The following is a 26,871-nucleotide window of genomic DNA, read 5'->3' as shown; positions in this document are numbered from 1 at the left end:
CCTTTTCTCATGCTAGAAACCTACCATTAGTAGGTTGTTTGCACGCTAACCTACCTTTGGTAGGTTTTGCAACAGGAAGGATGGAATGACGAGCAATACGAAACGTGCGGGCCGGGAAGCGACCTCGCGCAGGCTTTCCAAGGCAGAGCGGCGGCGTCAACTGCTCGACACGGCAATTCTGATCGTGCGGGATGAAGGGGCGGATCGGCTGACCCTGGGGCATCTGGCCACGCGCGCTGGCGTCTCCAAACCGGTCGCCTACGATCACTTCGGTACGCGATCAAAACTACTGATCGAACTCTACAAGTCGATCGATATCGAGCAGGCGAACGCGCTCCGGAACGCGTTGACCACCGGCGAGCGGAGCCTTGAAGAAACCGTTGAGGTGCTCGCGGCCACCTACATCCATTGTTATGCCGATACGAGCGGTGAATGGCATGCGGTGAGCGCTGCGCTGGCGGGTAGCGAGGAAAAGGAAGCGGTGTACCAGGAACTGCTCGACGGCTACGTGCAGTTGTTCGCAACCGTGTTGAAGCCGCACAGTACCTTGTCGCCAGTCGAGCTGGAACGGCGCTGCATTGGCCTGATTGGCGCGGGTGAAGCGCTCTCGGCCGCAATGGTGCGCGGCAACTGCAGCGAGGCTGAAGCTGCCGAGGCGTTCGCCTCGCTGATCCAAGGGGGACTGCAAGGGCATTCACGATGACGTGGTTGTCTCGATATAGCGCTTGGAGGTAATCCGCGTCGACGCCGGAGAACTGTTCCAACGTGATCGAATCCGCCGCCGCCAAGGCCATCAAGGCCCACGTGATCAAGTCGCACCACAACGTCGGCGGCCTGCCCGAGACCATGAAGCTCAAGCTGGTTGAACCGCTGCGCGAACTGTACAAGGCCGACTGGTACCACAAGACCAGCCAAGCCCTCGTCGTGTTCCTGCCGTATGAACTGCTGGAAACCGTCTCCAACCGCATCATCAGCGAGCTGGAAGGCGTATCCTGCGACCTACGACGTCAGCAGCAAGCCGCCCGCGACGACCGAGTGGGAGTGATGTGGTTTCGATGTGCCTCATAAGCCCGCCTAGGTGAAGTGACCCCCAATAGTTGGACGGGTTGATTCAGGTAGTGGCGGTCCCCAAGGCCTGGATCCTGTATTCCACAGGGCTCAGGCCTTTTAGGTTGGCCTTGATGCGGTCATGGTTGTAATAGCGTATGTAGGCCCGGAGTTCCCTGATGAACCTCTCTACACCAGTAAATTTCTGGCCATGGAAGAACTCACTCTTCAAGAGGCCGAAGAAGTTCTCGATGACGGCATTGTCCAGGCAGTTCCCGCTACGAGACATGCTGACCTCGGCTCCTCTAGCGGTCAACGCCGCGTGATAGGCAGGCATCTGATACTGCCAGCCCTGATCAGAATGAAGAACCAGCCCTTCGGCATCTTTGACCTGCTGCAAGGCTTTACCCAGCATGGCCATGACCATCGGCAGCCGAGGGGTACGGGCAATAGAGAATGCCACGATTTCTCGGTTATAGAGGTCCATGACCGGTGACAGGAAGACCTTTTCCCCTCGAATGTTGAACTCTGTAATATCTGTTACCCACTTCTGATGCGGACGGTCTGCTCGGAAATGGCGCTGTAGACGGTTGGCGGCGAGACCACCTTCGTCACCTCGGAAGGACCGGTAACGCTTGGGTCGCACTGTTGATTTTAGTCCTGCCTGTATCATCAACTTCTGGACGGTCTTGTGATTGAGATGACAGCCTTCCCTCCGAAGGGCCAGCGTCATGCGGCGATAGCCGTAGCGCCCCTTGTGGGCATGGAAGATACGATGGATAAGCTGTCTTTCGGACACATAAGCATCTGGGCGCTGAAGCACTTTTCGCCAGTAGTAATAGACGCTACGCGCAAGGCCAGCTGCACGCAGCAAGTAAGCAAGCGCATGGCTTTGCCTTAGCTCATTGATGATCAACGTTTTTTCTCTTCGGTTGATCGTTTTGACTGAGCCAAGGCTTTCAGCTTTTTTAGATAGGCGTTCTCTGCTCGCAGATAGGCCAACTCCTCCGCCATTTCTTCTGGCGACATCTGGTCAGGTGCCTTGGTACCAGAGGATGGCGGTTTCTTCTTTTTCACACGAGGTCTCCCACGGCGGTCAGACAAGCCGTCAACCCCATGAGAGGCATACTGGCGCCGCCATTCTCTAATGGTAGTACGCGCTGGGATGTTGAAGTAAGCACTGGCCTCACGAAGAGAGCCGCCTTCTTCGAGAAAACGCACGACTTTCAGCTTGAAGGCCAGATCATAGACCTGGGGGCGTGTACGGCGAGCCAATCCTGCCTCACCATGTTGGCGATAGACCTCTACCCATGACCTGACAACACCTCTATCCAGCCCGAACTGTATCGCTGTGCGTCTGCTTCCTCCCGCCGGACTCTCGTGGTGCAGGACCACTTGTAACTTGAACTCACTGGAATACCTCGCCATGCAAAACCCCCTACAGTTGGAGCGGTGTCCAACTTTCGGGGGTCAGTTCATAGGTGCGGGCTTTAATGAGATGGTCAGCCTGACCTCGAAGCCCAGCAGGCTATGCTTGCTGGGCTTCTTCTTTTGCAGAGGACCACGCCATGACCACTCCCGCCATCATCGGTATTGATCTGGGCAAGCGGACCTTCCATCTTCATGCTCAGAACCGTCACGGCAAGCCCTTGTTACGCAAAGCCCTATCCCGACAGAAACTGCTGCCACACTTGGCTCAGCAGCCAGCCTGCCTCGTCGTGATGGAGTCCTGCGCCGGGTGTCATTACTGGGCCCGCCAGATCCAGGCGCTTGGGCATGACGTGCGGTTGGTTCCCCCGCAATACGTCAAGCCTTTCGTCAAGACCAACAAGAACGATTTCGTCGATGCCGAGGCCATCTGCGAAGCGGCATCACGCCCCACCATGCGCTTCGCAGTCATCAAGAGCGAGGATCAACAGCTCCTCTCGGCGTTACACCGCTCTCGCCAGGGCTTGGTCGCTGAACGCACGGCGGTCATGAATCGCCTCCACGGTTTCCTGCTCGAATTTGGTGTGGCACTGCCGGTTGGCCATGCGGCGATTCGTCGTCTCGATACTTACCTGGAGCATTTGCCGACGGCGTTCGTGGCGCTCGTGCGGCGCCTCCAGGCGCATTACCACACGCTGTGTGATGAGATCGCCGCCTTGGAGGAGGAGGTCGAGCAGCTCACACGTCGTGATGATGCCGCTCGGCGGCTGATGACGATTCCGGGTATTGGCCCGATTACAGCCAGTGCGATCGTTGGGACGGCAGGCGATGCCTCGCACTATCGCTCGGGTCGCGAGTTTGCCGCATCATTGGGGTTGGTACCCCGGCAGTACGCCACGGGAGGAAAGCCGCGCCTGTTGGGGATCAGCAAGCGAGGTGATGGCCACCTGAGACGGCTACTGGTGCAGGGCGCCCGCGCGGTGATGCAGCGGCAGAACCAGCGCAACGATCGATTAGGTGATTGGCTCAGGGAGCTGGGCTGTCGGCGGCATTCGAACGTCGTGGCCTGCGCCCTGGCCAACAAGATGGCCAGAATCGCCTGGGCGATCCTGGCCAAGGGTGGTGAGTTCCGTCCATCACCGGGCGCGACGCTCGCCTGAGAGATTGACCCAGCCTACGGGGTTTGCGGCGTAGGATCACGATGACGACAAACGGCTCACCACCTGTCCGAGAACCTGATCGCAAAAATAGCATCGCGATGCTGAGGCTTTTTTGAGGTCGAACAGGTGCGGCTTCTCATCGAGGGCCGGGCGCCAGTGATGTGTGCCCATCAAGAGCCCGGATACATTGGCGCAAGCCCACTTTGTCAGTGTCGAAGATCCACGTTGCGAAAGCCAGGCTGACCATACATTTTGTGACGAGCGCACCATATGGTTGGTATATTTGGTCTATGGCTTGTGTCGGTAGGTATTTCCTTCAGCGAGGATGGGAAGAGGACGTTATGAAGTATGATGTAGCGATAATCGGAGGGGGGCTGGCTGGAATCGTTTCAGCGTTAAAACTAAAGGAGTTTGGTTACTCCCCTCTGGTTATTGATGCATCACTGCCACAAGCTGAAGGCAGTATTGGTGGATTTGTTAAGTTTTCAGGAGCGAAGTTTTCGCTCCCCCCCGCTGGACTTGGCCTTCTTGATGTGGCTGGGAGTGAAAAAGAGCTTTATACAGCAATAAGTGAGGTGGAAACTTTTTTTGAGTTGGATCTGTCATCTTCATTTGAGTCGCATGATGTAAATAAAGAGATGGATAGCTTGAGAAAGTACCAATCTGTGGTTCTTGAGAAAGAAGAAATTAATACTTTGGTTAACCATTTGGATGGGATGCTGAAGTCAAAAAATATACCAGTTGTACAGGGCGAATGTGTCGAGATAAAGAATGATCGTGAACTATTTGATGTAAAAATAAGATCAGATGATGGAGATGTTGTGGAGTCGGCAAAAACTATCTTCTTTGCCGGCGGTAGGCGTAATAATTCACTGATTAAATCTTTGGGAGTTAAGGCCACGAAGGGAAAAGGGATTGATGTAGGAGTAAGGGTTGAGTTCTTCAGTTTAGAAGATTTAAAGAAGTTGAGAAGCCTGGGACCGGATGCCAAGATTATCAAGGATAGATGTCGAACCTTTTGTTTGAATTCGCCAGGTGAAGTTTATTATTATGATTATAATGGGGTTTCTATACCTGGTGGAGTTGTGGCTAGTTGTAATGTAGAAAGAGCAAATTTCGGGATATTATTGCGCTTGGATGCAAAGGCAGAGGTTTTAAATAGAATTGTTTCGTATTATCATGATATACAACCTTGTTTGATTGAAAATGGAGTGACTGTTGAGAGCGGTTTTTTGGGACGAGCTGAACCTTTGCTTAAGGAATTATATGGGAAAAGTAGCGTTTCAAAGCTAAAGGATTTTGCAGATTTTTTAATGTCAAAAGGGCTTGTTGACTGGAGTAAGCCACATATCATTCACATGCCTCTCATTGATTGGCATTGGGACACTTTTTCAGTGAAGGGGAGCTTTAAAACCTCCATATCTGATGTATATTGTTTGGGTGATGTATCTGGGCATGCTCGAGGGCTACTGCAAGCAGCCGTTTCAGGTGTACTGGCATCAAGGGAGTTTAAAAATGGACGCTCGTAAAATGAGGTTTTATGACCCCTTGTATGGTGTGGTTGAGCTTACTGAGTTTGAGTATTCGTTGATTTTTTTGCCAGAAGTTCAGAGGCTTCGCTATGTAAGGATGTGTAATATAAATTCCTTGTTAATAACTGGCGCATCTGAAATATCGAGATTTGAGCATGTCCTTGGTGTGATGTGTTTGGCTAAAGAATGGGTGAAAAGTCAAGCAGAGAATGTTTCCAGCGTATGGGGTAAGCCTATGGTTGCAGCAGCAGTTTTGCACGATATGCAGACTGGGCCATTTGGACATTCCTTTCAGTATGTTGTAGAAGACAATGAAATTGATGAAGCATTCAAACATGAAGATTTGATGTATGGTGAAAAATTGAATTTTCACCAGATGGTTGATGCAAATGTCTCCTTTTCAGGAAAGCCTTTCGGAGCTGGCGATAAACTTAAAAATATATGGACTGATGTGACTTCATTGATAAAAGGAGAGGGGGAGTATGGGCCGCTTATTTCAGGAACAATCGATTTAGATAACATAGATAATGTAGTCCGCCTTGCCTACCATGTAGGAATAGCCAGCAAGCGAGACGCGACAATAGCACTGTCTCTCGCTAAGAATATTTCGTGCCATGAAGGCATGGTTTCAATAACAGCTGATCATGTAGATAAAATATCTCAATGGCAAATAATTCGAAAGAACCTTTACAGGTTTCTTTTGTTGGATTGGGCTGAGTTTTCTGCTAAAGCCATGTTAACTAAGGCCATTGAAATTGCTGTTGAGAGAAATCTTATTGAGTCAAGTAATTGGAAAATGACAGATGATGAATTTCTGGAACATCTTATAGAAAGCTCTGTTGGTGAAAATCAAGAGATTGGACAACTCGTCAAAAATCTACGAACTGGGGATCTTTACACCCCGCTTTTTTTAGCTTTAACTGAAGATATAGGAGATTATCCACGTCTTTCTAGTGCACCTGTGAAGAATGAAATTGAAGCAAGAATAAAGTCTGTGTTTAAAGGAAGGTTAGGTGTTTCTAATGGTTTTGTTGTTCATTTCATAAAAGATAAAGGTAAGACAGAGCGATCAATAAAAGTTTACCTAAGAGATAAGGGTGAGTGTCAAATAATAGGTCAAGATAGTTGCCAATTGCTTATTGGTGTTTTTTCAAGCTTGCCTATTAAAAATAACGTGTCTGAGCACGCTTGTTATGAGCTTATCAAGGAAGTTCTTGGTGAGTTTGTTTCTGGAGAAATAAAAAAAATAAATGATCCGTTGTTTCCAGATCAGGTCTCTGAAACGCAATTGGAGCTACTGTGAAAAAGTCAACAATTGCTAGTCAATTAAAACTTATTGATTGGGACTTTTCTGTAGCTCAAAAAGGAGTAACGACGCTACCTCATTGGTATCCTGGTACTTTTACAAGCCAAGTTCCATCAGCATTAATTCAGAGTCTGACTAGACACGGTGATGTTATTTTTGACCCTTTTTCAGGGGTGGGGACTACTGCTGCGGAAGCAATACGACTAGGGCGCAGAGTTTGGGTTACTGATTTGAATCCCATCGGTGCTTTAAGTAGCTATGTTTTTTGTGGACTATTAGCTTTGAAAGCATGTTCAGAGAAAGATTTTGAAGCTTTCTTTAAGAATGTTGTTGACTTTATCGATGAGTCAAGTCAGTCAATCTTTTGTAAGGATGAGGCTATCGATGAGCATGCTTTAGATATGCAACAATATTTAGATGGCATGCTTTCCCCTAGTTCAAGACGGTTTGAAGAGGTGGTGGTAAAAAGGCCACAGCTTAATAATGAGGCACTGGAGAGTTGGATTCATAAGAGTTCGCTACTTGAACTTGATGAGTTTTTAAAGAAGGCTTTAACTTTGCAAAGTCCCTTCGCAAGGCTGTTTTTTCACTATATGATCTCATCAAACATCAGAAGTATGTCATCTCAGGTGAAAAGCTGGGGGCATATTGCGGACAATGTAAAACCAAAGGCTTTCACTTATAAGCATGTAAGATCATATTTTAAAAAATGGGTTGTTAGGTTCTTGGGTTCTCTTAGGAAAACCGAGGTTAGAGCTAATAATAACTTGTTTGACGGGATGGTGTTGAGAGTGGATGTCTATGATTGGTCGTCTAGCGATGATCTCTTGTCTTACTATGACATTCCTGTTTCCGCGATAATTACCTCTCCGCCTTATGGGGATGCTATAGACTATTTGTACTCACAGAAACTTTCTTTCTATTCCCTAGGTTATACCGAAGAGGAAATAAAGATACTTGTTTCGCGAGAAATTGGAGCTCGGAGAAAGCGGTTCAACAAAGATTCTCGAAGAGTGTGGGCTGAAGAGCTGGCTTCTGCAGTTGAGAGGCAAGCTAAATTTATAGAGACTGGCTTTATAGCGGCAATATTGCCGCATAAAAATCACGGCCGTGAAATTGGTTTAAACCTTATGCGAGAGCAGCTTGAACTAAGTGGTTGGTCAGCTTTTTTTGAAGTTGATCGATCAATAAGTCAAAAGCGAACTCGGCAATCATGGACGTCTATAAAACAAGAAACAATAAGTATTTTCTATAAGGGGTGATCGCATATGCCTATCTTTATCTTTATTGTGGGCGTGAGGGGGGCCGGGAAGACCACCTTGATTGAATCGATTAAAGAGAATAGTCAAGAAATAAGAATCTTGAGGCCTACAACTACTAGGTCCCGCCGCAACCCCCAAGATGCTGAATATGACTTTGTCGACTCAATGGATGATGAAGAAAATTATCTTTGGGTTATAAATGTAGGGAGGGAAAAGTATGGTGTTCATAAAAGGGAAGTAAATGGCCTGAATGAAAGTGATCTCTGCATATGTCCTTTTGACCCGGGAAGCTATCATGTTTTAAAGGATTTTAGAGGGAAAAATCCCGGAAGGGTAGTAACCGTTGGTTTAGATACGATAGATAATATTGATAAACAGAAAGAACGAGTCTCCTTCAATAATCATAGAGTTATGGGGGCGGGGGATTTTATCGCCCAATTAGATATCGTTAAGCGGTGTGATGTGGTTCTCAGTGGAGAGGTTCAGAGTGTTTTTAGTGGGGTTGTGGCTATTATTGATTGTTTGATTGGTAAAGGAGGGGTGTTAATAAGGAGGCAGATAGAACCTTTGTTAAAATGTAACTCTTTGTTGAAAGGTTCAACTTCCAGTTCTTCTATCGCAAGCTATGACTTAAGGCTTGGTGATGATGTATGGTGCCAAGGGAAATATATCAGTCTTTCAAAAAATGAGCCAACTTTAAAAATCCCTCCATACTCATATGCCATTGTTTCAGCCATGGAGCAAGCAAATCTTCCAAGCTTTGTATCGGCTAGATTTGATTTGAAAAATTCTTTGTTCTTCAATGGGGTGATACTGTCTAACGGTCCGCAAGTTGACCCAGGTTATCGTGGGGCTTTGTTTTGCATGCTTTACAATGGTAGCGATCAACCGGTCGGGGTGACAAGGGGTAAACACTTTTCGACTATAGAGTTTCATACGACATGTGGTTTGAGTGATGGCTATGATGGAAAGTATCAAAATAAAACCAGCCTTAGTGATTTCATACCGGAGTCTGCTGCTGTATCAGAGGGTGGAAGAATATTAGAGAGAACTCAAGAGAAAATAGGCGATGTAAAAAAAGAATGGGGGAGATATAAAAATGGAATGGCTGTCTTGGTTCCGATATTCTTTACAGCCCTTTTCTTTTTTGTCCAGCACGTTACGGATAGTGTTCGAGAGGCTAGTAGTATCGTAGAAAAAAGAAGTGAAAACTTAGATAAGAGGCTGGAGAGGCTGATTAGGCTTGAGGTAATGTTAGACGAGGAAAATGTTGCTCGGGAAAAATCTATGCCTGAAGAAATCGGTGAAGATGAGATGAGAAGTGTAGATGAAATTTCTCAAATGCAAGATGATTAAGCATATCCTTATGCTGTGTTTATGGGATTTATCTTCTCACTGCAAGTGTGCTAATTATGGCTGACATATAGACACTATATGGAGTTTAAGGGATAAGAAATGTCAGGGTTTTCGGGATACTTATCTTCGGCGCGGCCATCGGGGCCGTGCTTCGGCTTCTGCTGGTTGTGAAAGATGCTGTCGAGAGCCAAAGACGCAAGAAATTTCACCGGCAAATATCTATAGCAATTGTCAATAAAGTCTCACATATATGCAGCACATTGCTGAGAAAGGGAGCAGGATAGGAAGGAGGAGCTATTTAGCCTTCGAGTACTACTTTTCGGAGCGTAATCAGGTGACAATTCAAAGCTATCAAAATCCTTTAAAAAGGTCCGCCAGTTGCTAGATCAACATGATGAGCATGAACCTTATGCTGTGTTGCCCGAGAATATCAGCTTGCAACTATCTGGGTTTGTGAAGGAAGATGGTAGCCGTAAGGCAGAAGTGGCTCAGCTTGCGTCGTCACTAGGCAGTTTTTATGCAAGCAACCAGAGGGAATTGTCCGAGCTCGTTACTTGGGGATTGCTGTTCGGTATCCTCGGGGCTGCTATCGGAGTGATATCTTGGGTACTCTAAGTTTGCTCAGTGTGTACAGTGACAATATCACCTGATACTTACCCCCAGTCCGGATCTTGCAAGACACAAGATAATAAAGGATAGACTATCATTTTCCATGGAAATCGGAGAAGCCAATCTGCCTGGCTAGGGAGATCAGTGGGCCCAAGGTGTGACGATAGGCACTATCCAGCTTGGAGCTGTCGAGTAGGTCCTGGCGGGAAAGCCGGAGGTCACTGACATAAGGCTCAATGGCCTTGTTCCAGGCGCTGTCACTCAGATTGCGACGGCCTACTTTTAAAGCGTGATACTGCGCATCGATGAATCTGTCCACATGCTTTTCTAGGGGCAGACGGCTTCCCTTGGATGAGTTGATACTGCTGGACACGGGGATCAGGTTCCACAGTTGATCGTGGCAGACGAAAGACCATGGGATGAAGTGGTCAAGTGCAAAGTCATTCGGCTCTATCGGGGTGTCCGTGTAGATGCATCGTTGCGCAGATTGCACCATCACGGCCTGCCAGAATCGGGTCTGCTGGGTCAGAGCTGACCGAGTAAGTGGTGGTGTGATTTTCTTGATAATGGCTGGAGTGCTTGGGTTGCGGTCCTGCAGATAGCCGATCCAGTGGTGTTTTACCCAGCCGTTGATGATGGCAATTTCCCGCAGCAGGTAGTCTTTCCAGGTGGGATGCACCTCGATGGCACGTTCAGCTTCCACAAAACGATAGATCGGGGGCTCCTGGGTGGAGAACCGGCTGTTGGCAAGTTCCCTGATCCGTTTGTCCTTCTGGCTATCCTGGAGTCCCTTGAGCTCATCCAGAAAGAAGGGTGACAGCAACCGGTAAGGCACGAAACGCAGCATGCTGTCGGCCCTTATCGCCTCGTACTGATCTGCAATCGCCCGTCTGAGCCGCTTGTGGGTATCGGGGTTGGTCAGTGCTTGCTCTTCCAGGTCGAAGACAAGGCAATCGAGTATCTTGCCGGTCTGATCCTGAACACCAAACGAGAGCCGAAAGAAGTTGTGCGGGTACCAGCCGAGGGCCAGCATCTCCGTGGCCAGCTCCCGAAGCTCGATGACGAGATCGTGAACGCTGCTCCTTTGCCTTTCCATCAGGATATTGAGCAGGGCCTGGAAGAAAACCAGCTTGTAGGAATTGGTCGTATTGTTGAAGAGCTGGTTGAAGGCGTGGATATCGACCTTGTCGCAAGAAGGGGGCTGTATCGTCATGACCAATAATCTGCCTTTTCGGGGAAGATCCAGCGAACGCCGCCGCGAGGGTCCATTTGGTCGCCGTGACAGCGTGGAATGACGTGTATGTGCAGGTGCGGCACGGTCTGGCCTCCTGCCACCCCCTGGTTGATGCCGATATTGTAGCCATCCGGTCGGTGGCTTTCGTTGAGTAGCTTCTGAGCTGCGAGCACCGCAGGGAAAAGCGCCGCCTGCTCGTCAGCGGTGAGTTCAGCAATCGTCGCGACATGTCGATAGGGAATCACCAAGGTATGCCCCGGCGACACTGGAAAGCCATCCTGATACAAAAGGAAATGTGGGTGCCTGGCAATGACTCTGGTGCTTTCCGGATGGCAGAAGGGGCATTCAGCGCTGGTGGCGCATTCCATGCAAGGGCTCCTGTCGATGATGGGACTGGTGATGATCACTAGAGTATCACTGTCACATCAGCGGTGTGAGGCTCCGGTATAAGCAGGCCAGTAACCCATACCTGCATGACCTAATCGCGCTTGTTTCACCGGTGTCTTCTGATGAATAGGAGAATACTGACATGGTGCTGTCCTCGACGCAGTCTTACTGGCTTAGCCATCTATTTCGCACATTTCTTCGGCGGCTGCACTTGAGCGAGTATGCCTAGGAGCAGGTGCTAGACTTGGTCGCGCTACTGTCCCGGCAATGAAAAAGATCTTACTGCTCTGCGTTTGACCTGAGCAGTATAGTTTGCGAATACTTACTAACAACTTATGTGAACTTGATGATAGGTCAGTAGAGTATGCACTGAAACAGTAGGGCTAGACTTTAACATGAAGGATGATAGAATAATAAATTCTGCTTTTTCTAGAGTTTGGTCCCGGCACGAATAGACTCATTTTGCCTTTCTGTTTGTGGGATTGTCGCTGGGTTATTGCCTGAAAAGAAGAAGAGTAGGGAGGAGGGTGTTGGAAATTCTTGCTAGCAAGCAGGTAGATATCTATATATCGATTGCGACAAGTTTGCTTGGAGCAGTCTTTGGTATCATTTTGGAGCGGGTTGTCAAAGGTTCTGGTGAGACTATGCCGGTTGCTGGCGGAATCTCTTCTGTTAGCGTATCTATGCAACAGGTAGTCAAAGTTTCAGTAGGATCAAAAAATAGAACTAATGATCAGCTTGTCTTTTTCTTGGCCAGTTTGTTTCTTCTTTCAGCTGGAGTGGCTTATTTATTCTTCCGCGAAGAAGTGCTTGCTGCAGCCCTGCTTTTAGTCCTCTTTGTTTTTGGGGCCTGGGCTGGTCTGGTTGTGCATTCACTCTACAGAGGGACCTTCCAAGGCTGGAGGTGGTGCGTTTACCTACTCGTTATGTTCCTCTTCGCGTTGGCAGCAGTGCGAGTGGTAGGGCTTGCAAAGGTTCCGATGTATGCTCCGCGGGATTTTAAATATATTCAAGATATAGTTAACTATTCAGGAATTCTATCGCTCAAAAAAACGGATATTGATTTCATGTGGTTTGGGTTTCACCTACTCGGAGTAATTGTCGGGTCCCGGGTGATTGATTACCCGTTTGTGAAATAACTCTGGCCGCTTGGTTTGCCAGTCTTTCATCGCGGCGATAGGCGGCTGGTGATGCAGTGCCTTCTGCGGGATGTGGTGATTGTACAGCCAACAGTAGCGCTTCAGGGTCTGCTCCAAGTCTTCTCCTGACGCATACCGCCGTGTCGTCAGGACATTGCTGATACGACCATTGAAGCGCTCGACCATGCCGTTGGTCTGTGGCCGTCCCGGTTTGATCAGACGATGCTGGATGCCGTGCTGCTGGCACTCCTGATCGAAGGGATGGTGGCCACTGGGCGTCCGCTCCCCCGCCCGAGTGAAGCGGTCGGTGAAGGACTTGCCGTTGTCGGTCAGCACCTTCTGGACCTTGAACGGCGCCTTCTCGACTACATGCTTCATGAACGATCGGGCGTCCTGAGCCGACTGACTGCTCCGCACCTCGAGATAAACCCAGCGTGTCGCCCGGTCGATGGCCACGTACAGATAGCGTTTCTGCCGCTCATCGGGCATCTGCGGCAGGTACTTGATATCGATGTGCACGAAGCCTGGCTCATAGTCTCGAAACGGCTTGTGCTTGGGTGCCTCGCCGTCCTCAGTATCTCGTCTGGCCAATTCAGCCAGCGTCGGCACCTCGCGTCGCTTGAGCATCCGATGCAAGGCGGAACGCGACAGTTGGGGGGCGAGGAACTCACGGGCCACCACCAACAGATCATCCAGGCCCAGACGCAGGAACTCCCGCGCTGCGATCAGCACGGCTTCCTGCTCAGTGGTCAGCGTCGCCAGTAACTTGTGTCGCGTGTGAGAACGGTCGTGAACATCGTCTCGGTACCGCCAGCGGCGAATGGTCGAGTCGGAGACGCCGTACTGGCGAGCCAGCTCACTATCGCTGATACTGGCAGGCGCCGCCTGGATTTCGGCGCGGATCTTGGGGGTGGTCGTCGCCTGCTTATGCAATTTGATGTCCATATCCGTGCTCCCGAATGACCTGATGAAGAAGCTCCTTGGCTGCCAGCAAAGGATAGCTTCTATAGTTCAGTCGATCATCCGGAACCCCACAAGTAATCCTTTTTTTTGCAGCTGGCTGGCGTGCATGTTTTTCTATGCTCACCTATTCGATAATAGGGATTTGTCTCAGTAGTAGAAGCTTTAATGAACAAATAGGTGGTCGTATTAGCTCGGCTTACAGCCAGCCGTGGAGAAATTGCCTATTTTTGTTTGGGTTTATGGTGGCGTCTAACTATCTGGTAAGTGGCCAATTTTTTGTGTGGTTTGCGTACGAGATGCCGAGCCAATTCAACAACCTCATTCAGGTTATTTTACATGGTCGCCGTACTTGGTAAGTAGAATGATTACAAAAGCTCGCTTCGACTGCTTCGGGGCGACTCACTACTAGTGAGTGTGTTCAAGCCGAGTAGTCGCAATCCCCCCTAAATGCAACATCAAAACGTAACCCTTGACTGAACCCAAGAGAGGAATTTTTTCTTCCGGCCGCTTCGTTTATCAAATCTCGTCCCCACCAGCTCCCTTTCGCTACTCAGCCGCTAGTCGATACTGATGCAGTGGATCTGCTGGCTGCATCGCACTCTTGTCGGCAGCCAAGTACCGCTACCGCATCAACACTTGGTCCACATAGCTTCCATCTTGAAGGCTCTCGATTGTCATCCCGGCCATCTCAGCTTCCAGTTCACCCTTGGCCTTTTCCTGCTTGATATAATTCTCGACCAGTTCTGGGGCATTGTGGCTATCAGCTAGAATAGCCGCACTCATCCAGTTGGCAGGAATTTGGCTGTCTTCCTTGTGCTGCTCGGCGTAACTTTCCTCTACCCTTGAGTAGCACTCCTTCCCGCTGTTATCTCCTTTCACTTCTTCTATCAGCATGCAGCGAAAAAGCGGTATCGAATCATTGCTCGGTGCGATGCGGTAAGCGTTTTCTACATCGCGTAGCGCTAGTTCATATTCCTGTCGGTAGACGGTGATCTGAGCTCGGGCGAGTAGCGCGGCATGGTTGTTTGGGTCTGCTTCCAGCGACTGTTCAATCAGATCCATCGCCTTGGACAGCCTTTCTCTATTTCCTTCCGCTATATCCAAGGAGACTTCTTCGTTGGCCTGCCTTTGAAGTTCGACAGACTCATCATGAAGGTCATTGCCCCCGCTTTCTTGGCAGGCAGCTATGAGAAAGGTAATTGGCAGAATAAGAAGGAGTTTCTTCATCATGTTATTGCGCTACGACTTGGATAGAAATCGTCTTGCTAGTGCTGGGCGGTATTGGTGAGACAGACTCCGAACGGGTCTGATAAATAAAAGTGCCTTGGAGGTGAAGGGAAAGCGTCCGGGCAGGCTCTGGCTTGGGTAGGCGAAGGGTGGCGTGACCTATCGGGGTGTATCTCGGATCGCTTAGCCAGGCATTGGTACCGCTATTCTCCAGAACGGCGGTTTCAAGAAGCTGGTTGCCATCCTTCAGCTCGGCATGCATGTCAAAAACGGCGGAGCCTGAGCCGGGGACTTGGGTTGAGGGAGCCCAGCCGTGAGATGATATATGGAGAGTGTGTCCTCTGATGACGATATGGTTCCGAAAAGAATAGCCGCCAATCATTTCAACTCCCTCGACTTGAAGATAGGCAGGCTGTTTTATGATGATTTCGGTTTCTTCGGCCACATATCGGTATACGGTTTCTGCATTGTTTTCGGCAAGCGCAGCCACAGAGGTGTCATTCACGTGCCTGAGTGCACTGCCAGCGGCAATACTTGCTTGAGGGGCAGTTGCCCGTGTGCCGGTGGTGGGCAAGCCGGTTATCGTAGAAGACGCCGCTGCAACATAGCCGCCACATGAGGTGGTGCTGCCATGGATGGCGGCGGGAGCACCGTCAACCAAATACCCGCTCGCACCGGAGGTAATGGCAGCTCCACAAGAACTCTTGTCGCCTACCCTGGCAATCAGGGTGCCATCGACCGTGGCGGGGGAGGCGCCGGAGATAATGCTATGCGGCCCTCCTTTACAACTGCAAACAACGTTATCGCCTACCTTGGCAAGATCCATCTGACGCTCCTTATCCACAAGGGGAGTAGATTAGCACCCACACGTGCTGTCGTACTACTTGTGGAAAACTCCCTTCTCTGTGGCATCGCGGTCAGCTGGTGTGCGACGAGGGGCGACAAGAAGTACCAACATAACCGGTTGGAGGTCTGGGACCCTCGTCTCGTCTATGCGATAGCCCGCAGATCGGGCGTGATCAGAGCAGCGAACGCCTTGGCTGTGTCGCTTCCATCATCGGCCAGATAGATGTGGGTCCGGCCCAGTGCCGGTAGCCCCCAATGCTCCGGGACTTCGACGAGATCGCGGTCGGCAAGCGAGCCGGGTAGGGCCGCCACCGCGAGGTCCGCGCGCAGGGCTGCGACCTGGCCCATCGAGGTGTCGCTGGAATAGGCGACCCGGTAGGACCGCCCAATTCCTTCCAATGCACTGAGGGCAGCATCGCGCCAGGCACAGCCGATCTCGGCCACGGCAAGCGGCAGCGGGTCTTGCTCCACGGCACGGCCGCCGTCTCGCATTAACCAGCGGAGCTCTTCGGAGAAGAGATCCCGCGCCGGCACCAGCGGTGAGCTTGCCTCGTTGAACAGGGCGAGATTGGCACCGCCCTCCACGAAGAGACGTTGCACCGTTTCACTGGAATCGAGCCGGACGTCCACGCGAATCCGCGGATGCGTTTCAGCCAGCCGCCGGAGCAGCCCCGGTACCAGCGAGACACCAAGATCATGCGGAGCGGCGAGACGCAAGCTCCCGGACAACGGTGAGCCGTGGAACACCGCCATCGCCTCGTCGCTGATCCCGACCAGACGCCGAGCGAAGCCGAGCAGGACTTCTCCCTGGTCGGTTAGGCGGACGCGGCGCGAATCGCGATGCAGCAGCCGGACGCCGAGCTGTTCTTCCAACTTGCCGACTTGAAGGCTGACCGCCGATGGCGAGCGGTTCACGCGCGCGGCGGCGCGCCGGAAACTCCCCGTTTCGCAGATCGCAACGAAGGTACGGGCGGCGTCCAGGTTGAGCGTCCGGTTGGCGGGATGCGAATCGTCGCTTGTCTGGTTGGTTGAGATTTTCTGATTCATTGAGTGAGAACATATCGTTTTTCTCAACGTTTCTCAAAGCCTAGGCTCTTTCGGAAACGCTGACAAATAAAAGGAGTGGCAATGTCACCGTTACCGAAAGAGCGTGTTCTCGGTCTTGCCTGGGCCGCGGCCGCCATCGCTATCTGGTCCGGGTCGCTGGTCATGTTGCGGCTTGGCGTGACGACGAACCTGAATGCCTACGACCTGACCGCGCTTCGCGTCGGTGTCGCCGCGTTGGTCCTGGCGCCTGTCATCTGCCGGAATGGCTTTGCCTTGAGGCGATTGGGCGTGGGAGGAGTCCTAGCCATGGTGGTCGGGTTCGGGGCGCCGTATATCCTGCTCATCTCGCTCGGCCTGGGAACCGCGCCGGCATCGGCAGCCGGCTCCCTCAATCCCGGGGTGATGGCGGTCGTCTCCGTGCTGCTGGGCTGGAGGCTCTTCGGTGACAGGATCGATCCTGCCCGGATCGTCGGGGTCGTGGCGATCCTTGTCGGTGCGTCTTTCTTCGCGGGAGTGCTGGGGGCAGAGACGGCGTCGGTCGGCCATCTGATTTTGGTTTTCACCGGAGTGATGTGGGCGGGGTACGCGCTGGTCGTCCGCCGGGCTGGCATCGCGGCCCTGCACGCGACCGCCATCGTCGCCGTGGGCTCCGCCATTCTCTATCTGCCGGTCTACATTGCGGCCCTGCCCAAGCAACTGCCCGTTGCCCCGGTGCCCGACATCGTGGCGCAGGCGCTATTCCAGGGCGTGTTCGTCAGTGTCGTCGCGGTTTTCGCCTTCAACCGCTCCAGGGAATTGCTTGGGCCGGTGGTGGGTGCGACTCTCCCGGCCCTGATTCCGTTGGTGACCCTGGGCCTCGGTGTGGTTGTACTGGATGAGGCGGCAGGCGCTCGAGACCTCGCCTCGGCGACGCTGATCGGTGTGGGCGTCGCACTGACCCTGGCTGGCCACGCGCCTGGCCGTTGGCCCGGGATGACCCGCTTCAGAAAAGTCTTTCGTAATGCCTGATGCGTAGCCTATTTTCTACACTTCGGCATTCAAGGCTATAGTCCTAACGGCTTCGCATTCACGAGAAAACAACAAGGCGATTCCATGAGCACAACCGACACCCCAATGAAGGCGCGTCTGCGATCCGATGTTGAGATCGGTATGCTGCTCATGGCCTTCGCCATGTTGCTCATTCCGGGGATCGATGCCATCGCGAAACTGCTATCGGCCACCGTCTCCCCGGCCCAGATCGCTTGGGGGCGGTTCGTCTTCCAGACCCTGCTCCTGCTGCCGGTCATCCTCTTGACAGGTCGGCCCGTGCGCAGTGCACGGCTCGGTGTCCACGCCTGTCGCGGAGCGCTCATCGCGACCGCCATTGTCCTGCTGTTCTGGGCTCTGCGATATCTGCCCATCGCCAACGCCATTGCCATCTTTTTCGTCGAACCGCTGATCCTGACACTATTTTCCGCTTTGTTCCTGCGCGAATCGGTAGGCGCACGGCGGCTGGTCGCGGTGGCGGTCGGTTTGGTCGGGGCGATGATCGTCATCCGGCCGAGTTGGGAGGCATTCGGCTGGGCCGCCGTTCTACCGCTGGGCACGGCGATCTGCTTCGCTGGCTACCTCACGCTAACGCGACATGCCGCGGGGAACGAGGACGTGCTGACCATTCAGCTCTGGGCCGGCATATTCGCTGCCCTGGTGCTCTCGGCGGTGCTGATCGTGGGTGGCGTGACTGGCGTCGAGGTGATCGCGCCGGCCTGGCCCACCGCCTGGGAACTGGGCATGCTCGGTGCGTTGGGGTTGATCGCGACGGTGGGCCACGTCCTGATCGCCCTGGCGTTCCGCCATGCGTCAGCGAGCATTCTCGCCCCCTTCCAGTATCTGGAGATCTTCAGCGCCACCGTGCTCGGCTTCGTGCTGTTCGGCGACTTCCCCGATGCCGTCACCTGGCTCGGCACATCGATCATCGTCGCCTCGGGGCTCTACGTCTTCCTTCGCGAGCGGCGGCTGGCGCGCGCCTCCGTACGGGGGATCGAAGCGCCTTGATTGGATGAGTCGCATCATCTCTCCCGCATCCCGAACTTCTCCGCGTAAATCTCGCTGACCCAGTCGACGAACACCCGCACGCGCGGCGACAGATGTCGCCGATGAGGGTAGAGCGCTGAAACGGTCATGTCGGGGCTTGGCCATTCGCTCAGGACCTCGATGAGTCGTCCTTCGCGTAGGTCGACCTCGACATGGTAGTGAGGCACCTGGATCAGGCCGCAGCCACGCAGGGCGCTCACCGCGTAGTTTCCCGCATCGTTGACCGACATCCAGCCGCCCACCGGAAATTCCTGCACCTTGCCATCGATGACGAATGAGAAGGTGTCATCGATGGCTTTGCCAGCGGAGAAGAATTTCACCGCGTGGTGATTGACCAGATCGTCCGGCTGTTGGGGCAAGCCTGCATGGGCCAGGTAGTCGGGGCTGGCGCAGATGACCTGCGGTATCGCGGCCAGCCAGCGAGCGATCAGCGAGGAGTCGCCCGGGCTCCCAGTGCGGATTACGCAATCGACGCCTTCACTCACCAGATCGACTAGCCGTTCGCCACTACCGAGAGCCAGCTCAATGCCGGGGTAGCGACGGCGAAAGTCATCAATGCGCGGCAGCACGATGTGACTGGCGTGAACGCTGGGCATATCGACCCGCAGCAGGCCCCGCGGACTGGCGGCCGCGGGTCGTAGCGAGGCTTCCGCCGCTTCCAGGTCACTGAGTACGTGAACGCAACGCTCGTAGAAGGCTTGGCCGTCCAGCGTTGGGCGTACCTGGCGTGTGGTGCGTTCGAGCAGCCGGATGCCGAGCCGCGTCTCGAGTTGCTGGATGGCATGGGTGGCGGTGGCACGTGGGATGTTCAGCCCGTTCGCCGCACGGGTGAAACTGCGGGTTTCCACGATACGGGCGAATAAGGTCAGCGCGTCGAGTCGGTCCATGATCAGGATTGTTTATTTATCTTGAATAGAGATGTCAGTTTAACCGCATTTATCTCTTCAGGCTGAACGACAAGAATGCACTCCTGTAAGCCATTCAATACGTGAACAGGAGTTACCCATGGACAACGCGACACAGCGCACCGCCATCGTCACCGGGGCTTCGCGTGGCATCGGCCGGGCCATCGCCTTGCGGCTGGCCGCGGACGGCCTGGCCGTTACCGTCAATTACGCGGGCAACACCGCCAAGGCGGAGGAGACGGTCGCGGCCATCGAAGCCAACGGCGGCAAGGCGGTCGCCGTTCAGGGCGATGTCGCCAATCCGCAGGATGTCGAACGCCTTTTTCAGGCGACGCAGGAGGCCTTCGGTCGTATCGATGTGGTGGTCCACAATGCCGGGATCATGCCGATGGCGACCATCGGCAGCGACAATCTGGAGGCCTTCGACAAGGTCATCGCCACCAACTTGCGCGGAGCCTACCTGGTGCTGGCTCAGGCTGCACGGCACTTGGGCGAGGGTGGGCGCATCATCGCCCTGTCCTCCAGTGTGCTCGCCAAGTCATTCCCCGCCTATGGCCCGTACATCGCCAGCAAGGCCGGCGTCGAGGGGCTGGTGCACGTGCTCGCCAACGAGATGCGCGGGCGCCAGATCACCGTCAATGCGGTCGCCCCCGGCCCGGTGGCCACGGAACTCTTCTTCCACGGCAAGACGGATGAGCGGGTTGCGGAGATCGCGGCGATGTCTCCGCTGGAGCGTATTGGTCAGCCCGAGGAGATCGCCTCGGCGGTGGCATTCCTGGCTGGCCCCGACGGCGCCTGGGTGAACTCGCAGGTCATCCGCGTCAACGGTGGGTTTGCGTGAACCGATTTCGCCCGCCAACCCCAAAACGCAACAGGGCCCGCCTAAGCGGGCCCTGATGTCGAACCGGGGAGGTTCGAGAACTCGTTAAACCGTCAGGTTCAGGCGAGTTTGATATTCGAAGCCTGAAGGCCTTTTTTGCCCTGGGTCACGTCGAAAGAGACGGTTTGACCTTCCTGCAGGGACTTGAAGCCTTCCGATTGAATCTCGGAGAAGTGGGCAAAGAGATCATCGCCACCATCGGTAGGAGTAATGAAACCAAAACCTTTGGAGTCGTTGAACCACTTCACTGTACCAGTTGCCATGTTGAATCCTATCGCGCAATCGCGCCTTGCAATGTTCCTGGTGTTACCCAGATGTGTAGCGGGTAGAACAAGGATAAATTACAGGCTGCCGAAAGAATCCGAATGCTACTGAAACTATGCCGCTTGCTTACCAGCTGGACCCACGATGTCATGATTTGGCACCGTGGGTCAAAGGCTTTATTTTTTATTTTTAGGGACGGCGCACGGCCCTTACCTTGCCGCTGCCTCCGCCGCCGCAGAAGAACCGATCGCCGCCGTCGGATTCGAGCCCCGACACACCCATTCCGGGCGGCATTTCGAGACGTTGCAGAATCTCTCCCGTTTGAGGATCGATTCGTTGGTTCATGTCACTGTCCTGGTTGCTTGGTTAGTGATTCCATCCTAGCTACCCGGAAATGCGCCGGGGAGTAACAACGTTGTCGTGAATCCCGGCACGGGCGGGGTCCGTGATCAATGAATCCATCGCAATCCCGCCGCATTTGTGACTCCCACCGTTCGGACATGTGACACTAAATATATCTCATGACCACAATCTACTAGAACGGCATCGCCATCATTCATCGCGTCGATGGATTGCATGTCGGGCCCGGCGACGCTAGGCTGCGCGCCCTTTACCTCCAGAGAGAGCATCGACCATGGAGCATGCCGGCTTCGACCTGGCGATGATCGGCTTGATGGCGCTGATCTGCCAATGGCTTGCCTGGCAGTTGAAGCTGCCGGCGATCCTGATGCTGCTGGTGGCCGGCATCGCCGCGGGGCCGGTCGCCGGGCTGCTCGACCCCGATGCGCTGTTCGGCGAGCTGCTGTTCCCGCTGGTCTCCTTGGCGGTGGCGGTGATCCTCTTCGAGGGTAGCCTGACCCTGAGCTTCCGCGAGCTCGGCGGCCATGGCCGCACGGTACGCCGCCTGGTGACCTGGGGGGCACTGATCACCGGTGTCACCGCCACCCTAGCGGCGCATGCTCTGCTGGGTCTGTCGTGGGAGATGGCCAGCGTGCTGGGGGCGCTGCTGGTGGTCACCGGCCCCACGGTGATCCTGCCGATGCTGCAGACACTGCGCGCCCGGGAGCACCTCACTCAGATCCTGCGCTGGGAGGGCATCCTGATCGACCCGGTGGGCGCCATCGGGGCAGTGCTGGTCTACGAGTTCGTGGCCCTGGGCTCGGGGAGCGATGCCGCCACCCAGACCCTGCTGCTGTTCGGCGAGACCGCGCTGATCGGCTTCGGACTGGGCATCGCCGGCGGCTACCTGTGGGGCCAAGTGCTGCGCCGCTACTGGCTGCCCCGCCAGTTGCACAGCTTCGGCACCCTGATGATGATGCTGGCCCTGTTCTCGCTGTCCAACCTGCTGTTCCACGAGTCGGGGCTGCTGACCGTGACGGTGATGGGCGCCTGGCTGGCCAACATGCGGGGGGTGCCGACCCGGCCGATCATCGAGTTCAAGGAAACCCTGTCGGTGCTGCTGATCTCGGGCCTGTTCATCCTGCTCGCCGCGCGGCTGACGGTGGAGCAACTGGCACTGCTGGGCTGGCCGGCCTGGGCCTTCCTTGTCGTGCTGGTGGGGGTCGCCCGCCCGCTGGCGGTATGGCTGTGTACCCTGGGCAGCCGGCTGGAGCTGCGCGAGAAGGCGCTGCTGGCCTTCATCTCGCCGCGGGGCATCGTCGCGGCGGCCACCCAGAGCCTGCTGTCGCGGCCCCTGGCCCGCTGGCTGGGGGTACAGCGTCCCTCCCCCGACGGCGTGCTGATCATCGGCGCCAACCAGGTGGCGCGCGCGGTGGGCAGCCAGCTGCAGGCGGCCGGGGTCAGCGTGGTGCTGACCGACAGCAGCTGGGATGCCATCCAGCTTGCCCAGCGGGCGGGACTGACCACCTACTACGGCGACCCGCTCTCGGAGCACGCCGCCCAGCACCTGGAGCTCAGCGGCATCGGCTACCTGCTGCCGCTCTCCCCCTATCGCGAGCTCAACGCCCTGGCGGCGCTGCACTTCGAGCACCTGCTGGGCCGCGACCGGGTGTTCCGGCTGGCGATCGATGAGGGTAGCCGCGCCAACCGTCCCCATGCCCAGGCCCTGGACCACCTGCCGCTGCTGTTCGGTCGCGAGGTGACCTTCGCCAGGCTGTCGCGGCTGGTGGAGGAAGGCGGCGAGGTATGCCGCGAGCACTGCGGCGAGAAGTTTCGCATGGAACCCCTGCGCCAGGCCCACAACGGCCATTGGCTGCCCATGCTGTGCATCGGACCCTCGGGGCGGTTGCGCCTGGCCACCGCCGAGGGCGGCCTGACCCCGCGGCGGGGAGATACCCTGGTCAGCCTGATCTTCGCCGACTCCCCTGCGCGCCAGGCCCCGCCGGCAAGCTGAGCCTTTCCCCGACCCGGAACGGAATCGCCCCGGCTGCCATGCAGCCGGGGCGAGCGCTCTATGCATTGCGCAAACATACGGTGGAACCGGTCTTCGGGATCATCAAGCACGTGATGGGGCTCGGGCAGTTCTCACGTGAGTCCATCGAAATCCCGCCACACTTGTTACTCCCACCGTTCGACCATTCAGCACTATATATCTCATGACCACGAAGGAGATATCGAGAACGGAACGAACCAAGGGAGGACGAGACCATGACCACACACAAGACCGGCACACGTGACGAGTGGCTGGCCGAGCGGCTTGAGCTACTCAAGGCTGAGAAGGATCTCACGCGGCGCAGTGACGAGCTGGCGCGGCGGCGCCAGGAGCTGCCGTGGGTGCGTATCGACAAGAAATACCAGTTCGAGACCGATGAAGGGAGCGCCTCGTTGGCGGATCTCTTCCAAGGGCGCTCGCAGCTTCTTATTTACCATTTCATGTTCGGGCCCGACTATGCGGCAGGCTGTCCTTCTTGCTCATCGATCGCCGATGGCTTCAACGGCATTGCCGTCCACCTGGCCAATCATGACGTGATGCTATGGGCGGTGTCGCGGGCGCCGCTTGAGAAGTTACAGGCCTACAAGCAACGACTGGGCTGGACCTTTCCCTGGGCGTCCTCGCATGGCAGCGACTTCAACGGCGACTTCAATGTGTGGTTCTCCGAGCAGCAGCAGCGTGAAGGGGGCATCGAATACAACTACCAGCGCGAGCCGGAGGTGATTGAGTGGCGCGCGGGCCAGGAAGGCAGTGAAGGAGCGGAGGACCAGTTCGCCGCCATGTGTGGAACCGACTCGGCCACGTTCCAGCGTGACAGGCCGGGCATGAGCGCGTTCGTGCTCGAAGATGGCGTTATCTACCACACCTATTCCACCTATGCGCGCGGACTGGACGGCCTGTGGGGCATGTACCAGTGGCTTGACCGTGCCCCCAGGGGGCGTAACGAGACGGCGGGCGTGTGGTGGCGCCGTCATGATGAGTACGAGGGGGGCTGAGTTCATGTCGTTGCGGTCGCTCGCAGTGAGTGGAACGGGGCAGAGAATGGTCACCGATGACGGTCTGGATACGTTCGGAGCGGACCGCAATCGCAGAGCCACCTACCGCGGTGGCTCGGCACGCCACGCCTTGCGCCTTGCGTTGCCGGCAAGGCTGGCTAGCGCAAACAGGATAGCCGCAAGGCTGACGATGGTGGGACCCGTGGGAGTATCCAGCCAGTAGGCCGCTTGCAGCCCGCCGGTGGCGGCGGTTGCCCCGATCGCGGCAGCGAGCAGTGCCATGGCTTCCGGTGTACGGCTGAAGGGTCGCGCCGCGGCGGCGGGAATGATCAGCAGGGCGGCGATCAGTAGCACGCCCACGACCTTTAGCGCCACGGCGACGACCACGGCGAGCGACAAGGTAAGGATCAGTTGTTCGCGTTTCGGGTCAATGCCGCTGGCATGGGCGAGGTCGGTATTGAGGGTGGCGGTCAGCAGGTTCGACCAGCGCCACCCCATCAGCCCCAGGACGAGGGCGGTCCCTGTCCAGATGACGGCGAGGTCGGCCTTGCCAACGGCCAGGATATCGCCGAACAGGTAGGCCATCAGGTCGATGCGCACGCCGGACACGAAGGAAACCGCGACCAGGCCGAAGGCAAGTGCCGAATGGGCCATCACGCCCAGCAGGGTATCCATGGCATAGCCCTTGCCGCTCAGCAACGAGACGATCGTGGCCATGGCCAGCGAAATGACCAGTACGCCGGCGAATATCGAGGTCGACAGGACTAGCGAGAGAGCAACGCCGAGAATGGCGGCATGGGCGGTGGCATCACCGAAGTAAGCCATACGCCGCCACACCACGAAGCAACCCAGCGGTGCGGCGGCCAGGGCAACGCCGATCCCGGCCAGGGCGGCACGAACCAGGAAGTCGTCGAGTATCACGAAAGAGACTCCGATGAAACAGGGAGAGGGGCATGGTGATGGCGGTACAGGGCGAGCGCGTCCTGGATATCGTGACCGAACATGGCCAAGTACGCCGGCGAGGTAGCCACCCGCTCCGGCGTGCCTTCGCAGCAGATAGAACGGTTCAGGCAGACGACACGATCCGACGCCCGCATCACGACATGCAGCTCGTGACTGACCATCAGCACACCACAGCCGAGTTCGCGGCGCACCTGTTCGATCTGGCGATAGAATTCGGCAATGCCGCGCTGATCGAGCCCCTGGGTCGCCTCGTCGAGAATCAACAGGTCGGGGGATTCCAGCAGGGCTCGGGCCAGCAGGATGCGTTGGAACTGACCGCCCGACAGTTCGCTCATCTGGCGACTTCCAAGGCCTGCGACACCCGCACGATCGAGCGCCTGGTCAACCCGGTGCGATGGGCGCCGTCGGGGCAGGCTCATGAATCGGGCCACGGTCATTGGCAGTGTGGCATCGAGATGCAGACGCTGGGGAACATAGCCGATAGTCAGCCCCGGGGACGCATCGATACGCCCGCGTGTCGGCGCTAGGGAACCGATGATACTCCTCAGCAGTGTGGTTTTCCCCGAGCCGTTGGGACCGACGATGGTGACGATTTCGCCCCGCTCGAGCGTCAGATGGATGTCTTCCAGAACGAGGTGGCCGCCGAGGGCGATATCCAGATGTTCAATCGCCAATAGTGTCATGGTGCCTATCCGATAGTGTCCGATCTTTCAGCGCTGGGCTTGACTCATTGGGATGTTATATCATAACAATATTGAATCCAATATCTCTGAATGATCAGCCTTTTCTGGAGGACTCCATGTCAAAGCGTTCCAGCCAGTTCCTCATGGCCCTATTGGTAACGCCAGCTGTCGCTGCCGCCGATGTGCCATCCGTTGCCGTGGACATTCCACCGGTCCATTCGCTGGTCGACCGGGTGATGGGGGAACTGGGATCGCCTGACTTGGTGATTCAGCCGGGGGCTTCACCGCATGGATATTCCATGCGTCCCTCGGAAGCGGCCGATCTCGATCGTGCCGAGGTGGTCTTCTGGGTCAGCGACGGCTTGACCCCTTGGTTGGCGCACTCCCTGGAAAACCTGGCCGGCGATGCCGTCAGCGTGGAATTGATGGAAGTACCTGGCACGCTGCAGCTCGAGTATCGGGAGGGAGCGACATTCGAGGCTCATGATCATGGACATGGACATGACGATCACGCCCATGATGACCACGACCATGGGCATGAGAACACCGATGATCATGGTCATGCCCACCACGGCCAGGATCCGCATGGCTGGCTCGATCCGGCGAACGCTCAGCTATGGCTCGATGCCATTGCCGAGTCGCTTGCCAACGTCGATCCGGAGAACGCAGCTACCTATCGGGAGAATGCACGCCTCGGCAAGGCCGATCTCGAGGCATTGATGGATGAGCTGGAGGCGCAGCTCGCGGACGCCCACGATAACCGTTTCATCGTGTTCCACGATGCCTACCAGTATTTCGAGAACCGCTTTGGCCTCTCGGCCGCCGGTGCGATCTCATTGGGTGATGCGTCACAACCTAGCCCGGCACGTATCGACGAGCTACGGAATATGGTTGATGAACTGGACATCGACTGTGTGTTCAGTGAGCCTCAGTTCAACCCCGAGCTCGTGAAAAGCGTATTCGGTGATACCGGCGTCGATACCTCCATCGTGATCGATCCGCTGGGAGTCGACTTGCCGCTCGGGAACGAACTCTACCCGCAGTTGTTGCGTCAGCTGGCGGATGGGGTGACAAGCTGTGGGGGAGCTCACTGATGATCGCCTGGTCGTGATGTGGGGGTATGAGCCCTACCGGGCTTCGGGCAAACTGGAGCGGTTCACCTAAGATGTGGTA

General features: G+C 55.2%; 25 protein-coding genes and 1 pseudogene. 14 read left to right on the top strand and 12 right to left on the bottom strand.

Annotation, left to right across the window (positions count from 1 at the left end; genetic code table 11):
- Positions 1-85: 85 nt before the first annotated feature.
- On the top strand, positions 86-703 hold the full coding sequence (locus L861_RS11495; RefSeq protein WP_016416135.1) for a TetR/AcrR family transcriptional regulator: 618 nt from the start codon (positions 86-88) through the stop codon (positions 701-703).
- A 59-nt stretch (positions 704-762) separates the two neighbouring features.
- A pseudogene (locus L861_RS11490) lies at positions 763-1,045 on the top strand (GMP synthase (glutamine-hydrolyzing)); the annotation flags it as partial.
- A gap of 66 nt (positions 1,046-1,111) precedes the next feature.
- Here the strand turns inward: L861_RS11490 and L861_RS24160 are convergent.
- A protein-coding gene (locus L861_RS24160; RefSeq protein ID WP_371827890.1) for an IS3 family transposase occupies positions 1,112-2,475 on the bottom strand; the annotation gives its coding sequence in 2 pieces (ribosomal slippage) (positions 1,112-2,019 and positions 2,019-2,475; 1,365 coding nt in all).
- Between the two features lie 140 nt (positions 2,476-2,615).
- Here L861_RS24160 and L861_RS11475 point away from each other — a divergent pair.
- The 5 genes from L861_RS11475 to L861_RS23630 all read left to right on the top strand — a co-directional run bounded on the left by L861_RS11475 (position 2,616) and on the right by L861_RS23630 (position 9,091).
- Complete coding sequence (locus L861_RS11475; protein ID WP_016416133.1) at positions 2,616-3,635, top strand: IS110 family RNA-guided transposase; 1,020 nt, start codon at positions 2,616-2,618, stop codon at positions 3,633-3,635.
- Positions 3,636-3,976: 341 nt separating this feature from the next.
- Positions 3,977-5,164 (top strand): hypothetical protein, encoded by a 1,188-nt coding sequence (locus L861_RS24520; RefSeq protein ID WP_144063012.1) that lies wholly within the window; start codon positions 3,977-3,979, stop codon positions 5,162-5,164.
- Complete coding sequence (locus tag L861_RS11470) at positions 5,151-6,470, top strand: HD domain-containing protein (RefSeq protein WP_144063011.1); 1,320 nt, start codon at positions 5,151-5,153, stop codon at positions 6,468-6,470. Before L861_RS24520 ends, L861_RS11470 begins: the two co-directional genes overlap by 14 nt.
- Positions 6,467-7,735, top strand: coding sequence for a DNA methyltransferase (locus tag L861_RS25175; RefSeq protein WP_269078959.1), 1,269 nt, complete (start codon positions 6,467-6,469; stop codon positions 7,733-7,735). The genes L861_RS11470 and L861_RS25175 overlap by 4 nt, the downstream gene beginning before the upstream one ends.
- 6 nt (positions 7,736-7,741) lie before the next feature.
- Positions 7,742-9,091, top strand: coding sequence for a dCTP deaminase domain-containing protein (locus tag L861_RS23630; protein WP_016416129.1), 1,350 nt, complete (start codon positions 7,742-7,744; stop codon positions 9,089-9,091).
- A 703-nt stretch (positions 9,092-9,794) separates the two neighbouring features.
- Here the strand turns inward: L861_RS23630 and L861_RS11450 are convergent.
- Positions 9,795-10,913, bottom strand: a complete 1,119-nt coding sequence (locus L861_RS11450) for an HNH endonuclease domain-containing protein (protein WP_016416127.1) — start codon at positions 10,911-10,913, stop codon at positions 9,795-9,797.
- Positions 10,910-11,302, bottom strand: a complete 393-nt coding sequence (locus tag L861_RS11445; protein WP_016416126.1) for an HIT family protein — start codon at positions 11,300-11,302, stop codon at positions 10,910-10,912. Before L861_RS11445 ends, L861_RS11450 begins: the two co-directional genes overlap by 4 nt.
- A 549-nt stretch (positions 11,303-11,851) precedes the next feature.
- Here L861_RS11445 and L861_RS24515 point away from each other — a divergent pair.
- Positions 11,852-12,460 carry a hypothetical protein gene (locus L861_RS24515; protein WP_027948034.1) on the top strand — a complete coding sequence of 203 codons (609 nt, stop codon included), beginning with the start codon at positions 11,852-11,854 and terminating at the stop codon, positions 12,458-12,460.
- On the opposite strand, the gene L861_RS11440 is transcribed toward L861_RS24515, so the two are convergent.
- From L861_RS11440 to L861_RS11425, 4 genes are all read right to left on the bottom strand, one after another.
- Positions 12,407-13,405 carry an IS481 family transposase gene (locus L861_RS11440; protein WP_016416125.1) on the bottom strand — a complete coding sequence of 333 codons (999 nt, stop codon included), beginning with the start codon at positions 13,403-13,405 and terminating at the stop codon, positions 12,407-12,409. The two genes, L861_RS24515 and L861_RS11440, sit on opposite strands and share 54 nt — an antisense overlap.
- 639 nt (positions 13,406-14,044) lie before the next feature.
- The gene (locus L861_RS11435; RefSeq protein WP_016416124.1) at positions 14,045-14,653 is read right to left on the bottom strand and encodes a tetratricopeptide repeat protein; all 609 of its coding nucleotides are present in this window, start codon (positions 14,651-14,653) and stop codon (positions 14,045-14,047) included.
- A 1-nt stretch (position 14,654) separates the two neighbouring features.
- On the bottom strand, positions 14,655-15,476 hold the full coding sequence (locus L861_RS24155; protein WP_016416123.1) for a PAAR domain-containing protein: 822 nt from the start codon (positions 15,474-15,476) through the stop codon (positions 14,655-14,657).
- Positions 15,477-15,640: 164 nt separating this feature from the next.
- Entirely contained in the window at positions 15,641-16,543 is a 903-nt protein-coding gene (locus L861_RS11425; RefSeq protein ID WP_016416122.1) for a LysR family transcriptional regulator, read from the bottom strand.
- 81 nt (positions 16,544-16,624) lie between these two features.
- On the opposite strand from L861_RS11425, the gene L861_RS11420 reads away from it, so the two are divergent.
- Together L861_RS11420 and L861_RS11415 are read left to right on the top strand one after the other, a co-directional pair.
- The gene (locus L861_RS11420) at positions 16,625-17,551 is read left to right on the top strand and encodes a DMT family transporter (protein ID WP_016416121.1); all 927 of its coding nucleotides are present in this window, start codon (positions 16,625-16,627) and stop codon (positions 17,549-17,551) included.
- 84 nt (positions 17,552-17,635) lie between these two features.
- Positions 17,636-18,577: a DMT family transporter gene (locus L861_RS11415; RefSeq protein ID WP_035568122.1), complete on the top strand. Its 942-nt coding sequence runs from the start codon at positions 17,636-17,638 to the stop codon at positions 18,575-18,577.
- Between the two features lie 14 nt (positions 18,578-18,591).
- Here L861_RS11415 and L861_RS11410 read toward each other — a convergent pair whose 3' ends face one another.
- The gene (locus L861_RS11410; RefSeq protein WP_016416119.1) at positions 18,592-19,503 is read right to left on the bottom strand and encodes a LysR family transcriptional regulator; all 912 of its coding nucleotides are present in this window, start codon (positions 19,501-19,503) and stop codon (positions 18,592-18,594) included.
- A 118-nt stretch (positions 19,504-19,621) separates the two neighbouring features.
- On the opposite strand from L861_RS11410, the gene L861_RS11405 reads away from it, so the two are divergent.
- Entirely contained in the window at positions 19,622-20,362 is a 741-nt protein-coding gene (locus L861_RS11405) for an SDR family oxidoreductase (RefSeq protein ID WP_016416118.1), read from the top strand.
- Between the two features lie 98 nt (positions 20,363-20,460).
- Here the strand turns inward: L861_RS11405 and L861_RS11400 are convergent, their stop codons facing one another.
- Both L861_RS11400 and L861_RS24150 read right to left on the bottom strand, forming a co-directional pair.
- Positions 20,461-20,664 (bottom strand): cold-shock protein, encoded by a 204-nt coding sequence (locus L861_RS11400; RefSeq protein ID WP_016416117.1) that lies wholly within the window; start codon positions 20,662-20,664, stop codon positions 20,461-20,463.
- Between the two features lie 190 nt (positions 20,665-20,854).
- Positions 20,855-21,010: a hypothetical protein gene (locus tag L861_RS24150; protein ID WP_016416116.1), complete on the bottom strand. Its 156-nt coding sequence runs from the start codon at positions 21,008-21,010 to the stop codon at positions 20,855-20,857.
- 289 nt (positions 21,011-21,299) lie between these two features.
- Here L861_RS24150 and L861_RS11395 point away from each other — a divergent pair, with 289 nt between their 5' ends.
- Together L861_RS11395 and L861_RS11390 are read left to right on the top strand one after the other, a co-directional pair.
- Positions 21,300-23,018 carry a cation:proton antiporter gene (locus L861_RS11395; protein WP_016416115.1) on the top strand — a complete coding sequence of 573 codons (1,719 nt, stop codon included), beginning with the start codon at positions 21,300-21,302 and terminating at the stop codon, positions 23,016-23,018.
- Between the two features lie 254 nt (positions 23,019-23,272).
- Positions 23,273-24,052: a DUF899 domain-containing protein gene (locus L861_RS11390; protein WP_016416113.1), complete on the top strand. Its 780-nt coding sequence runs from the start codon at positions 23,273-23,275 to the stop codon at positions 24,050-24,052.
- Positions 24,053-24,154: 102 nt separating this feature from the next.
- On the opposite strand, the gene L861_RS11385 is transcribed toward L861_RS11390, so the two are convergent.
- Together L861_RS11385 and L861_RS11380 are read right to left on the bottom strand one after the other, a co-directional pair.
- On the bottom strand, positions 24,155-24,973 hold the full coding sequence (locus L861_RS11385; RefSeq protein ID WP_016416112.1) for a metal ABC transporter permease: 819 nt from the start codon (positions 24,971-24,973) through the stop codon (positions 24,155-24,157).
- Complete coding sequence (locus tag L861_RS11380; protein WP_016416111.1) at positions 24,970-25,698, bottom strand: ATP-binding cassette domain-containing protein; 729 nt, start codon at positions 25,696-25,698, stop codon at positions 24,970-24,972. Before L861_RS11380 ends, L861_RS11385 begins: the two co-directional genes overlap by 4 nt.
- Before the next feature lie 116 nt (positions 25,699-25,814).
- On the opposite strand from L861_RS11380, the gene L861_RS11375 reads away from it, so the two are divergent.
- Positions 25,815-26,792: a zinc ABC transporter substrate-binding protein gene (locus L861_RS11375; protein WP_016416110.1), complete on the top strand. Its 978-nt coding sequence runs from the start codon at positions 25,815-25,817 to the stop codon at positions 26,790-26,792.
- Positions 26,793-26,871 lie beyond the last annotated feature (79 nt).

Origin of the sequence: Litchfieldella anticariensis FP35 = DSM 16096 (assembly GCF_000409775.1) — a bacterium.
Classification (GTDB): Bacteria; Pseudomonadota; Gammaproteobacteria; order Pseudomonadales; family Halomonadaceae; genus Litchfieldella; species Litchfieldella anticariensis.
The sequence above is the reverse complement of the archived record's forward strand: the minus strand, read 5'-3'. Positions and strand labels throughout refer to the sequence as shown.

Bases quoted from the DNA above. Each gene is read 5' to 3' on its own strand.
- L861_RS11405 (WP_016416118.1), top strand. From the start codon at position 19,622: ATGGACAACGCGACACAGCGCACCGCCATCGTCACCGGGGCTTCGCGT.
- L861_RS11425 (WP_016416122.1), bottom strand. From the start codon at position 16,543: ATGAATCAGAAAATCTCAACCAACCAGACAAGCGACGATTCGCATCCC.
- L861_RS11395 (WP_016416115.1), top strand. From the start codon at position 21,300: ATGGAGCATGCCGGCTTCGACCTGGCGATGATCGGCTTGATGGCGCTG.
- L861_RS11380 (WP_016416111.1), bottom strand. From the start codon at position 25,698: ATGACACTATTGGCGATTGAACATCTGGATATCGCCCTCGGCGGCCAC.
- L861_RS11450 (WP_016416127.1), bottom strand. From the start codon at position 10,913: ATGACGATACAGCCCCCTTCTTGCGACAAGGTCGATATCCACGCCTTC.
- L861_RS11390 (WP_016416113.1), top strand. From the start codon at position 23,273: ATGACCACACACAAGACCGGCACACGTGACGAGTGGCTGGCCGAGCGG.
- L861_RS11410 (WP_016416119.1), bottom strand. From the start codon at position 19,503: ATGGACCGACTCGACGCGCTGACCTTATTCGCCCGTATCGTGGAAACC.
- L861_RS11440 (WP_016416125.1), bottom strand. From the start codon at position 13,405: ATGGACATCAAATTGCATAAGCAGGCGACGACCACCCCCAAGATCCGC.
- L861_RS11445 (WP_016416126.1), bottom strand. From the start codon at position 11,302: ATGGAATGCGCCACCAGCGCTGAATGCCCCTTCTGCCATCCGGAAAGC.
- L861_RS24520 (WP_144063012.1), top strand. From the start codon at position 3,977: ATGAAGTATGATGTAGCGATAATCGGAGGGGGGCTGGCTGGAATCGTT.
- L861_RS11400 (WP_016416117.1), bottom strand. From the start codon at position 20,664: ATGGCAACTGGTACAGTGAAGTGGTTCAACGACTCCAAAGGTTTTGGT.
- L861_RS23630 (WP_016416129.1), top strand. From the start codon at position 7,742: ATGCCTATCTTTATCTTTATTGTGGGCGTGAGGGGGGCCGGGAAGACC.
- L861_RS11475 (WP_016416133.1), top strand. From the start codon at position 2,616: ATGACCACTCCCGCCATCATCGGTATTGATCTGGGCAAGCGGACCTTC.
- L861_RS11415 (WP_035568122.1), top strand. From the start codon at position 17,636: ATGAGCACAACCGACACCCCAATGAAGGCGCGTCTGCGATCCGATGTT.
- L861_RS11375 (WP_016416110.1), top strand. From the start codon at position 25,815: ATGTCAAAGCGTTCCAGCCAGTTCCTCATGGCCCTATTGGTAACGCCA.
- L861_RS11435 (WP_016416124.1), bottom strand. From the start codon at position 14,653: ATGATGAAGAAACTCCTTCTTATTCTGCCAATTACCTTTCTCATAGCT.
- L861_RS24150 (WP_016416116.1), bottom strand. From the start codon at position 21,010: ATGAACCAACGAATCGATCCTCAAACGGGAGAGATTCTGCAACGTCTC.
- L861_RS11420 (WP_016416121.1), top strand. From the start codon at position 16,625: ATGTCACCGTTACCGAAAGAGCGTGTTCTCGGTCTTGCCTGGGCCGCG.
- L861_RS11470 (WP_144063011.1), top strand. From the start codon at position 5,151: ATGGACGCTCGTAAAATGAGGTTTTATGACCCCTTGTATGGTGTGGTT.
- L861_RS11495 (WP_016416135.1), top strand. From the start codon at position 86: ATGACGAGCAATACGAAACGTGCGGGCCGGGAAGCGACCTCGCGCAGG.
- L861_RS24155 (WP_016416123.1), bottom strand. From the start codon at position 15,476: ATGGATCTTGCCAAGGTAGGCGATAACGTTGTTTGCAGTTGTAAAGGA.